The organism is Gillisella vitis (assembly GCF_021559775.1).
In the GTDB taxonomy this organism is placed as follows: Bacteria; Pseudomonadota; Alphaproteobacteria; order Rhizobiales; family Rhizobiaceae; genus Allorhizobium; species Allorhizobium ampelinum.
In genome coordinates, this window is the sequence record NZ_CP056048.1 from 1118352 (window position 1) to 1128071 (window position 9720).

General features: G+C 56.5%; 9 protein-coding genes. All 9 read left to right on the forward strand.

Annotation, left to right across the window (positions count from 1 at the left end; all coding sequences use genetic code 11):
* Positions 1 to 173: 173 nt before the first annotated feature.
* Positions 174 to 884 (forward strand): GntR family transcriptional regulator, encoded by a 711-nt coding sequence (locus AVCG78_RS21970; RefSeq protein ID WP_071207056.1) that lies wholly within the window; start codon positions 174 to 176, stop codon positions 882 to 884.
* Positions 885 to 1186: 302 nt separating this feature from the next.
* On the forward strand, positions 1187 to 2002 hold the full coding sequence (locus tag AVCG78_RS21975) for a hypothetical protein (protein WP_139191581.1): 816 nt from the start codon (positions 1187 to 1189) through the stop codon (positions 2000 to 2002).
* Between the two features lie 94 nt (positions 2003 to 2096).
* Positions 2097 to 2339 (forward strand): PilZ domain-containing protein, encoded by a 243-nt coding sequence (locus tag AVCG78_RS21980; RefSeq protein ID WP_041698735.1) that lies wholly within the window; start codon positions 2097 to 2099, stop codon positions 2337 to 2339.
* A 47-nt stretch (positions 2340 to 2386) separates the two neighbouring features.
* Positions 2387 to 2935 carry a DNA-3-methyladenine glycosylase gene (locus AVCG78_RS21985; RefSeq protein ID WP_071207054.1) on the forward strand — a complete coding sequence of 183 codons (549 nt, stop codon included), beginning with the start codon at positions 2387 to 2389 and terminating at the stop codon, positions 2933 to 2935.
* Positions 2936 to 2999: 64 nt separating this feature from the next.
* Positions 3000 to 3656: an ABC transporter ATP-binding protein gene (locus AVCG78_RS21990; protein WP_081355287.1), complete on the forward strand. Its 657-nt coding sequence runs from the start codon at positions 3000 to 3002 to the stop codon at positions 3654 to 3656.
* A complete protein-coding gene (locus AVCG78_RS21995; RefSeq protein WP_143049369.1) occupies positions 3656 to 6064 on the forward strand; it encodes an ABC transporter permease in 2409 nt (802 codons plus the stop codon). The genes AVCG78_RS21990 and AVCG78_RS21995 overlap by 1 nt, the downstream gene beginning before the upstream one ends.
* Positions 6054 to 7133, forward strand: a complete 1080-nt coding sequence (locus AVCG78_RS22000) for a lipocalin-like domain-containing protein (protein ID WP_071207052.1) — start codon at positions 6054 to 6056, stop codon at positions 7131 to 7133. The genes AVCG78_RS21995 and AVCG78_RS22000 overlap by 11 nt, the downstream gene beginning before the upstream one ends.
* A 150-nt stretch (positions 7134 to 7283) precedes the next feature.
* A complete protein-coding gene (locus AVCG78_RS22005; RefSeq protein WP_143049368.1) occupies positions 7284 to 8681 on the forward strand; it encodes an ethanolamine ammonia-lyase subunit EutB in 1398 nt (465 codons plus the stop codon).
* On the forward strand, positions 8678 to 9433 hold the full coding sequence (gene eutC / locus AVCG78_RS22010; protein ID WP_071207050.1) for an ethanolamine ammonia-lyase subunit EutC: 756 nt from the start codon (positions 8678 to 8680) through the stop codon (positions 9431 to 9433). Before AVCG78_RS22005 ends, eutC begins: the two co-directional genes overlap by 4 nt.
* The last annotated feature ends 287 nt before the right edge of the window (positions 9434 to 9720 follow it).

Consider the following 9720-nt stretch of genomic DNA (forward strand, 5'->3'; position numbering starts at 1 on the left):
ACTGAATACCCATGGAATTTTTCGGGTCGTCATCACTGTTGCGCAAAAATCGTGCGATTGTTTGCATTCATTGGTCAAATTGTACGCAATAGATTTCTTGCCTGTCAGCAATCAGTGACTTTCCGAGTTTGTCAGTTCAATGTACAAAGGCAGGCATCAGCACGGGTGACGCTATGAAGCTTGACGAAAAAATCAGTTTTCACGATTCAAATTTGGAAGACCGTGCCTTCACCATCCGCGAATCCCTACGAAATGCGATTATCGACCGGCGTTTAACACCCGGAACCAAGCTTTCCGAGGCGGAAGTGGGCCTTCTGTTCGATGTCAGCCGGACCGTTGTGCGCAGTGCTCTGCAAATGCTTGCATTCGAAGGGCTGATAAAGACGGAACGAAATAGGGGTGCTTTTGTATCCAATCCGAGCCCCGAAGAAGCAGTGCAGGTGTTTGCCTGCCGCCGAATGATCGAACCTGGTATTGTGCTGGCGGCTGTCGAGCGGCTGACGGAGGACGATCTGGTCGCTTTTCGTGCCCAGTTGGAAGATGAACAACGCCATTTGCACCAGCGCGGGCCTGCGGCGAGGCGTGCCGAAATAAAGGCCTCGGGCGATTTCCATCTGATGCTGGCAAAAGTTGCCGGCAATGCCATCCTGCAAAAATTCATGGATGAATTGGTGGCCCGATCATCGTTGGTCATCGCCCTGTATGGTGGATCTGGCGTTTCCAGTTGCGGTCATAATGAGCATGAACAGATACTTGAGGCTCTTGTGCGGCGGGATGCCAAGCATGCAAGTGCGCTGATGCTGCATCACATTGATCATATCGAAGCGGATCTGGATTTGCGGGTGCGGGAAGGTCTGGCATTGAAGGATGCCTTGGGACTTTAGCGCCCTTTTGGCCTTTTTATGGACGAGTTGTCAGGCTCAAGTCAGCGTTTAATGTTTCAGGTGCTAGTCAGGCAAGGATGCGAGATCGTAGATCTTGAATTTGGTATTGGAGAGAATAGTCTGTCCTGGGCAGCGATTCCACCGCCTGACAGATGACAGTAGTGCGGCGGGTTTTTGAAATGCTCTATCCAGTGAGGTTCGTCTATCGTCGGTCCTCGGTTAAATTCGGCAGTACGACCATGCGGTCATTTCAACTGTCCAGGTTGACGAGGCCCTATCTCGGCGACAAATACCGGTTTGAAATGTCTGCCCTGCCGAACAAGCGAATACCTGGATTGCAAATGCTATGGGCTAGCCTTCAGCCTAAAGATGCGATTTATGTATTTACCAAGCGGGCGGCGCTTTCCATTGGCGCATCGGCGCTGGAAATTCTGCATGGCCGAAGCCGGGGCATATGTTTTGACTATGTCGATACGCCCCTGGATAAGATGGTTTTCAATCATGTCGATATGCATCTCGCCAGTTCACATATGGCGCGTGATGCCATGCACGCCAGGCTGACAAACACGCCTGGTGCAAAAGGGCAGGTTGGACTGCTGCTGCATGGTGCCGATGAGCGCATCTACGCCATGGGCAACCAGCGCCGTACCGATTATCGCGCCGGTTATTTCGGCTTTCTGAAGAATACCGTCAGGACGCCTCAAATTGAAAAATCGGTCGATTTTCATGACGCGGCTTTCAGCGATTCCATGCGCCAGATCATCGCGCGTATGGGTGACTACAGTTTGCATTACTGCATTCGCGCACCCCAGACGGAGACGTTGGCGAGGTGTTATAAACCCTTTACCAAGGGCGTGATCGCGGCGGCCTGTGGTGCAAATGTGCTGGTGAATGCGGCTCAGGACGATGCCCTCGCATTTCTGGGTGAGGATTATCCCTATCTCGTCCAAGGAGAAGGGGAGGACGAGATTATCGATGTTTTGCAACGGGCGCGAAGCACCCATGGTAAAAATGATTGGCTGCGCGCCCGCCGCGCCATGGATCATTTTCTGGATCAAGTCAGCCCAAAAGCAATGGCCATGCAGATGGATGAAATATTTACGACTTTGCTGAGATAATAAAGTCTTGCTAGACCTGTCAGATGTGATCGGAATTATATGAAATTGTAATAACTGCTGGATGGTCTAGGTCTGGGATCGGCGGGGGTTGGAAATGGAGAATAAGCGTAGAGATCATCGAGTCCGAACCTTACAAGCGGCGCGCATAATCTTGAAAAACGGGTTTTCGACCTTTAGCTGCACCGTCAAGAATATTTCGTCCGGTGGCGCGAAGCTGGCTGGAGATAATTTTGTCAATGTTCCCGATGAATTCGATTTACTGATGGATGGCGGGCGCAAGGTCCATTGTGTCGTCCGGTGGCGGAAGATAACGGAAATCGGCGTGGAATTCGCCTGACCGGCATTTAGAAGCGTCCCAAAGGTGGAAAAGTTCAGCACTAGGCCATGATAGAGTTCAACAGCAGTGCTGTCGATATTGCCCGCGACCTGATTGGCGCCGAGCTTTTCGTGGGGGGTGTCGGCGGCATGATCGTCGAAACCGAGGCCTATGAACGTGACGATCCGGCATCCCATAGCTTTCGAGGGCTCACACCGCGCAATAATGCGATGTTTGGTCCAGCCGGACATATCTATGTCTACTGTTCCTACGGCATCCACTGGTGCTTGAACATCGTTTGCCGACCCGGCAGTGCGGTTTTGATCCGGGCGCTCGCGCCAAGCCACGGCTTGGACGTCATGCAAGCGCGGCGTGGCAACGTGGCGCCGCGTTTTCTATGTGCAGGTCCGGGCCGTTTGGCCCAGGCATTGGGCATAACCGTTCAACACAATGGCTTGCCTCTCGCCCTGCCACCATTTCAGCTTGAGCCTGCCAAAATCCGTCCAAGCGTGGCGATCGGTCCTCGCATTGGCATTACCAAAGCGGTCAATCACCCCTGGCGCTTTGGTTTGGCGGGGTCTAAATTTCTAAGCAAGCCTTTTCCTGCTGTCCTCTAGCGCCATATCCGCCAGACGGATTATGGTTTCGCGTTGATGAGCATGCAAACGACTGGATAAGCTGATGGTGCTGGTACTGGATGCAGTAAAAAAAACATACCGCACATCGGAAGGTCCTTTGGAGGTTCTCAAAGGTGTCAGCCTGAGCCTGGCCGCTGGGCGAACCATGGCATTAACAGGGGAATCCGGCAGCGGAAAAAGTACATTGCTTCATCTGGCGGGCGGGCTGGACAGCGCCGATGCCGGGAAGCTTTGCGTGGATGGGGAAGATATCGATGCGCTCGATGATAAAGGTCGCGCCCGGTTGCGGCGTGGCACAGTCGGGTTGATTTTTCAGCAGTTCAACCTGATCCCCTCGCTGGATGTGCGGGCCAATCTGGCCTTTCATGCCCGGCTGGGTGAGCGTTACGATGGGCAATGGCAGACGGAATTGACGGAACGCCTGGGGCTTTCTGCGCTTCTGACGCGCTATCCCGAGCAACTCTCCGGCGGCCAGCAACAGCGCGTCGCCATCGGTCGGACACTTGCTGTCCGGCCAAAACTGGTTCTGGCCGATGAGCCGACGGGAAATCTCGACGAAGAGACGGGCAATGCGGTCATGGCTTTGATGTTATCTCTGGTGCGGGAGACGGGTGCGGCCCTGTTGATGGTGACACATTCACCCCGGTTGGCTGCCATGCTGGATGAAAACTTGCATTTGCGTGCCGGGCGGGTGGCCTGATGCTGCGCACGGCTTTTCTGGCTTTGCTGTCGCATTGGCGGCGCAAGCCGCTTCAATTGGCCATGCTGCTCCTCGGTTTGTCGCTGGCGACAGCACTTTGGTCGGGGGTGCAGGCGATCAATGCGGAGGCGCGGGCCTCTTATGCGCGGGCCGCCGCGATGCTTGGGCAAAATCGCCTGTCGGATATCCAAAGCAAGGATGGCAGGCCCATCCCCATCTCGACCTATGTCGCGCTGCGGCGGGCGGGGCTGCTGGTTTCCCCGGTTCTTGAAGGGGAGATGCGACTTGGCACGTTTCGCCTGCGGTTGATCGGCATAGATCCCCTAACGATCCCGTCGGTCGCCCAGCCAGTCGATCTGCGCGGTGATGGCAATATCAATCGTTTCCTGCTTCCACCGGGGCAGATCGCGGTTTCGCAAGCGACCGCAGATGCCCTCCAGGGGCAATCGCTACCGCCACTTAATATCGTCAAGGATCTGCCTTTTGCGACCGGCTTTACCGATATCGGTCGGGCGCAGGCCTTGTTGGGGCAGCGGGATGGATTGACCCGGCTGATCGTCTCGCCAGAACAGCCGATTTCGCAACAGCAACTGGCGGCATTGGCGCCTGATCTGCGCCTGAAATCCCCCGATGGTGAAGGGGATCTTGCCCGGTTGACGGACAGTTTTCATCTCAACCTGACGGCCTTCGGACTGCTGTCCTTCGTGGTCGGCCTGTTCATCGTCTATGCGGCCGTGCGGCTGGCTTTCGAGCAGAGACGGCCCACCTTTCGCACGCTTCGATCTCTTGGTCTCTCGGCCAGCGCCTTGATGCTCCTGCTTTTCCTGGAACTGCTGGTCTTTGCATTGGCCGCGGGCGTCGCGGGCGTGGCGCTTGGCTATGTCGTAGCCTCTGCCTTGCTGCCGGATGTGGCACTGACACTCAGGGGCCTTTACGGCGCCGATGTTCCTGGCACGCTGGCTTTTCGGCCCCAATGGTGGGCGACAGGCATCGGTATTGCCGTGGTCGGCACGCTGGCGTCCGCCGGGCAAAGCCTCTGGCAGGTCTGGCGCATGCCCCTTCTGGCCCCGGCCCAGCCGCGCGCCTGGGCTATGGCTTCGGAACGCGCCTGGTTTATCCAGGCGCTGGCGTCCGCCGTACTATTTGCGGTAACGCTGATCTTGATGAAATTTGGTCATGGTCTGGTGGCTGGTTTTGCCACCTTGGGAGCGCTTTTGCTGGCCTCGGCGCTGGCCTTGCCGGTCGTTTTGGTGCCGGTGCTGCGGTTGATGCAATTCCTGGCAAGGCGACCGGTTTGGCAATGGTTCTGGGCTGATACACGCCAGCAATTGCCCAGTCTGTCCCTGGCTTTGATGGCGCTTCTTCTGGCGCTATCGGCCAATGTCGGTGTTGGAACCATGGTGTCCAGCTTTCGTCTGACCTTTGTCGGCTGGCTGGATCAAAGATTGGCCGCTGAGCTATACGTGACGGCGCGCAACGATGACGAGGCCGAGCGCTTGCGGGCCTGGCTTGCCCCTCGGGTGAAGGCCGTGCTGCCAATCTGGAATGCGCAGGGAGAGGTCCGCGGCAAGACAGTTGTCATTCATGGCGTGGTCGATGATGCGACCTACCGCGATCACTGGCCGATGCTTGCCGCCACGCCGGATGTCTGGGACAGGTTGGCCCGAGGTGAAGGGGCCTTGATCAATGAACAGATGATGCGCCGCGAGAGCTTGGCGGTGGGTGATGAGATCACGCTGCCCGGTGGCTGGAAGCCCCGTATTCTCGGTGTCTATTCCGATTACGGTAATCCCAATGAGGATGTGATCGTCACTCAATCGGAATTGGTCAGCCGTTTTTCCGATCTCTCGCGCTTGCGGTTCGGGCTGCGGATACGGCCAGAACAGACCGGCGCGCTGCGTGAGACTTTGATGACTGAATTCGGCTTGCCGCCCGACAACGTCGTGGATCAGGCGATGATCAAGGCGCGATCACTGGCGATTTTCGAAAAGACCTTCGCCGTTACAGCCGCTCTCAATGTGTTGACGCTGGGGGTCGCGGGGCTTGCGATGTTTGCCAGCCTCATGACACTGTCAGGCATGAGGCTGCCCCAGATCGCTCCGGTCTGGGCAATGGGTCTGACCCGTCGCGCGATAACCGGGTTGGAACTTGCCCGTACTCTTATCCTCGCAGGCTTTACACTCGTTGCCGCGCTGCCTGTGGGACTTGGACTGGCCTGGGTTTTGTTGGCTGTGGTCAATGTCGAGGCCTTTGGTTGGCGCTTGCCAATGCATTTGTTTCCAGTCCAGTGGCTATGGTTGGGAGGGTTTGCACTGTTGGCCTCGCTGCTCTCAGCCCTGATCCCACTTGTTGGTATTGCCCGATTGAAGCCATCGGATTTATTGAAAGTCTTTGCCAATGAACGCTAACATTCGTCGGTTCATGATTTTCGTTCTGGCGCTGCTGCTTGGCGGTAATCCGGTTTTCGCCCAGGGCTTTGCCGGTCTTGGTGCGAAGGCTGGCGATGGTTTCGCCTTGCCGCAGCCAGGCCAACCGCTTGCGTTTCCAATGGATCATGGCCCGCACCCGAATTACCGGATCGAGTGGTGGTATGTGACGGCCAATCTGACCGGGCCGGATGGGCGTGATTACGGAGTCCAATGGACGCTGTTTCGTTCAGCATTGAAACCGGGCGAGGCGGAGGGCTGGAACAGTCCACAAATCTGGATGGGCCATGCGGCCTTGACAACGAAGGACCATCATTACGCTACGGAAAAGTTTGCGCGTGGAGGAATAGGTCAGGCGGGCGTGGCGCTTGGGCCGTTTTCCGCCTGGATCGATGATTGGTCGCTCACGACAAGACCACAGACCGGAAAAACTGGCGATGCCCTGTCCTCCTTGACCATGAAGGCCAAGGGCGCCGATTTTTCCTACGATCTCGCCCTGCAGGCCACAGGTCCTCTGGTGGCGCAGGGAGATCATGGCTACTCTGTGAAATCAGCGGAAGGGCAGGCGAGCTATTATTATTCCCAGCCCTTCTATGAGGTGAACGGTATCTTGAACCTGCCTGATGGCCCTGTCCCTGTGACGGGCAAGGCTTGGCTGGATCGGGAATGGTCCTCCCAACCACTCTCCGCCGACCAGAAAGGCTGGGATTGGTTCTCCCTCCACTTCGAGGACGGTGCAAAACTGATGGGTTATCATCTGCGTGGCAAGGGTGACGATTATACCGTCTCCACCTGGATCACGCCACAGGGTGTGCCGGAGCCAATGCGCCCCGGTGCGCTCAAGCTGACGGTGGTAAAACAAACGCAGGTCGCGGGTCGTACCATGCCGGTGGACTGGCAACTGGAACTGCCCGAAAAAGCCATATCGATCCGCACCACGCCCGTAAACGCACAAAGCTGGATGCCCCTGGCGTTTCCCTATTGGGAAGGTCCGATCCGCTTTTCGGGTAGTCATGTTGGTACAGGCTATCTTGAAATGACCGGGTATTGAACCCGGACAGCCGCTTGTTCATATGGCATGCGCTTTGCTTTACTGCATTTACAGTAGGTCGAGCGCCCGGCTCATGATAATCATGCGGTCGGAATGGCATGGACAGGCATATCGGGCATTTGCCCGCTTTGTCTCTCAGGGAGAACGGTGATGGCAGCTTATTCGATCATCCTTGGGCGGGAACGCCATGTATTCGACGATCTGAAAAGCCTGATGGCCTGCGCTTCCCCGCCAAAGTCCGGGGATCAATTGGCAGGGATCGCCGCAAGCAGCAATGAACGCCGGGTCGCGGCGCGCTATGTGCTTGCCGATCTTCCTTTGAAGACTTTTCTTCAGGATATGCTGATCCCCTATGAGATCGACGAGGTTACCCGGCTGATCGTCGATAGCCACGACGTCGCAGCGTTTGCGCCTGTCTCCCATATGACTGTTGGTCAATTTCGTGACTGGCTGCTGTCTTATGAGGCAACAAGCGAAGTTTTGGCAGCGCTTGCCCCCGGACTGACACCGGAAATGGTAGCGGCCGTTTCCAAGCTGATGCGTAATCACGATCTGATCACGGTCGCGGCGAAATGCAGCGTTATTACCGCATTTCGCTCGACAATCGGGCTTTCGGGCCGGCTTTCTAGCCGGTTGCAGCCCAACCATCCGACCGACGATCCGGAGGGGGTGGCTGGCTCGACCTTGGATGGTCTGCTCTATGGTGTTGGCGATGCGGTGATCGGCATCAATCCGGCCAGTGATAATCTCGAAGCCTGTACAAGGTTGATGCATCTGTTCGACAAACTCAGAGACCGCTTCGAAATACCGACGCAGTCCTGTGTCCTGACCCACGTGACAACCTCGATCCAGGCGATCGAGGCAGGCGCCCCGCTCGATCTCGTCTTTCAGTCGGTGGCGGGGACGCAGGCTGCTAACAAGGGTTTTGGCGTCGATCTCGCGGTTTTACGTGAGGGGCGTGAGGCAGCGCTGTCGTTGAAACGTGGCACCGTTGGTGACAATGTCATGTATCTGGAGACCGGGCAGGGCAGCGCGTTGTCGGCTGATGCCCATCACGGCGTCGATGAACAGACGTTGGAGGTTCGGGCCTATGCCGTGGCGCGGGAGGTCAAACCGCTGCTGGTCAATACGGTCGTCGGCTTCATTGGGCCGGAATATCTTTATGATGCCAAGCAGATTATTCGCGCCGGTCTTGAAGATCATTTCTGTGGCAAATTGCTGGGCGTGCCGATGGGCGTCGATGTCTGCTATACCAACCATGCCGAAGCTGATCAGGATGACATGGACAACCTGATGGTGCTCCTGACCGTAGCGGGCGTGAACTTCCTGATTGCCGTGCCGGGTGCAGACGATGTCATGCTTAATTATCAAAGTCTGTCCTATCATGATATTGTCGGTCTTCGTCACCAGTTCAACCGCCCGCCCGCGCCGGAGTTCGAAGCGTGGCTGAAGCGGATGGGGATGATCGATCGGTCCGGTCGGCTGGCACCATTGCCCCATTCCAACGCTTTTTCTCGCAACCTTCTGTCTTACAAGGCATCGGCATGAGCAATTCCGTCGATTTCGACCCGTTTGCAAGGTTTCGTAGCGCCACTCGGGCGCGCATAGGCCTTGGCCGGGCAGGCGATGCGATGCCAACACAGGCCGTTCTGGAGTTTCAACTGGCCCATGCCAGAGCCCGTGATGCCGTCCATGGGGAAGTGGATTTCGAGAAACTGGCGACCGCGCTGGCTCCCATTGAAACAGTGCTGGTCCATTCCTTGGCAAAAGATCGGGCAACCTACCTGACCCGGCCCGACCTTGGACGTATGCCGGATCGCCATGACCTTCCGGCACCGGGCAAGACCTACGAAATCGCCTTCATCATCGCCGATGGCCTTTCGGCAGCCGCGGTGGAGCGCCATGCCGTTTCGGTCTATGAAGCCACGGTGCGCCGGCTCGGAGGGTTTTCAGTCGCCCCGGTTATCCTTGGAAAGCAGGCGCGTGTCGCTTTCGGTGATGAAGCCGCGGCGGCCTTCGGCGCGCAAGTGGCCATCGTCCTGATTGGAGAGCGGCCCGGTCTTAGCGTTCCCGATAGTCTTGGCGCTTATATTACGTTTGAGCCGCGTAAAGGACGGCGCGATAGTGAGCGCAACTGCATTTCCAATATTCATGACGACGGATTGTCTTATGAATCGGCGGCGGAAAAGATTTCCTGGCTGGTGAAGGAGGCCTTACGGTTGAAACTCTCAGGTGTCGACCTGAAGGAAAACGCCGTGGATGGTATCTCACTCCCGCATGGCGCGAAATCGTTGACCTAAATAACTGATAAAAAATAATTTTAATCTCTGAGTACTTTGATTAGCCCAGCTTTTCTTGAGCTTCAGGGGCTGACTTGACGCGACTCGCTGCATGCGGCACATTTACGATGAAACGTTCGATATGTCTTCTGTTGCCGTAACAAGCTGTGTATGCTGTTAATTTTCCGCTGGTGCGTATATCATTCCAGAAGAGAATCAGTCAGTTTGCGCGGTGACGAAAGTTTAGGCGGATGCAAGCGTGGAATGGTCGAACCGTTCGACGCTAAGTCAGGCGCTTTATCGGGAGA

Bases quoted from the DNA above. Each gene is read 5' to 3' on its own strand.
- AVCG78_RS21970 (WP_071207056.1), top strand. From the start codon at position 174: ATGAAGCTTGACGAAAAAATCAGTTTTCACGATTCAAATTTGGAAGAC.
- AVCG78_RS21975 (WP_139191581.1), top strand. From the start codon at position 1,187: ATGTCTGCCCTGCCGAACAAGCGAATACCTGGATTGCAAATGCTATGG.
- AVCG78_RS21980 (WP_041698735.1), top strand. From the start codon at position 2,097: ATGGAGAATAAGCGTAGAGATCATCGAGTCCGAACCTTACAAGCGGCG.
- AVCG78_RS21985 (WP_071207054.1), top strand. From the start codon at position 2,387: ATGATAGAGTTCAACAGCAGTGCTGTCGATATTGCCCGCGACCTGATT.
- AVCG78_RS21990 (WP_081355287.1), top strand. From the start codon at position 3,000: ATGGTGCTGGTACTGGATGCAGTAAAAAAAACATACCGCACATCGGAA.
- AVCG78_RS21995 (WP_143049369.1), top strand. From the start codon at position 3,656: ATGCTGCGCACGGCTTTTCTGGCTTTGCTGTCGCATTGGCGGCGCAAG.
- AVCG78_RS22000 (WP_071207052.1), top strand. From the start codon at position 6,054: ATGAACGCTAACATTCGTCGGTTCATGATTTTCGTTCTGGCGCTGCTG.
- AVCG78_RS22005 (WP_143049368.1), top strand. From the start codon at position 7,284: ATGGCAGCTTATTCGATCATCCTTGGGCGGGAACGCCATGTATTCGAC.
- eutC (WP_071207050.1), top strand. From the start codon at position 8,678: ATGAGCAATTCCGTCGATTTCGACCCGTTTGCAAGGTTTCGTAGCGCC.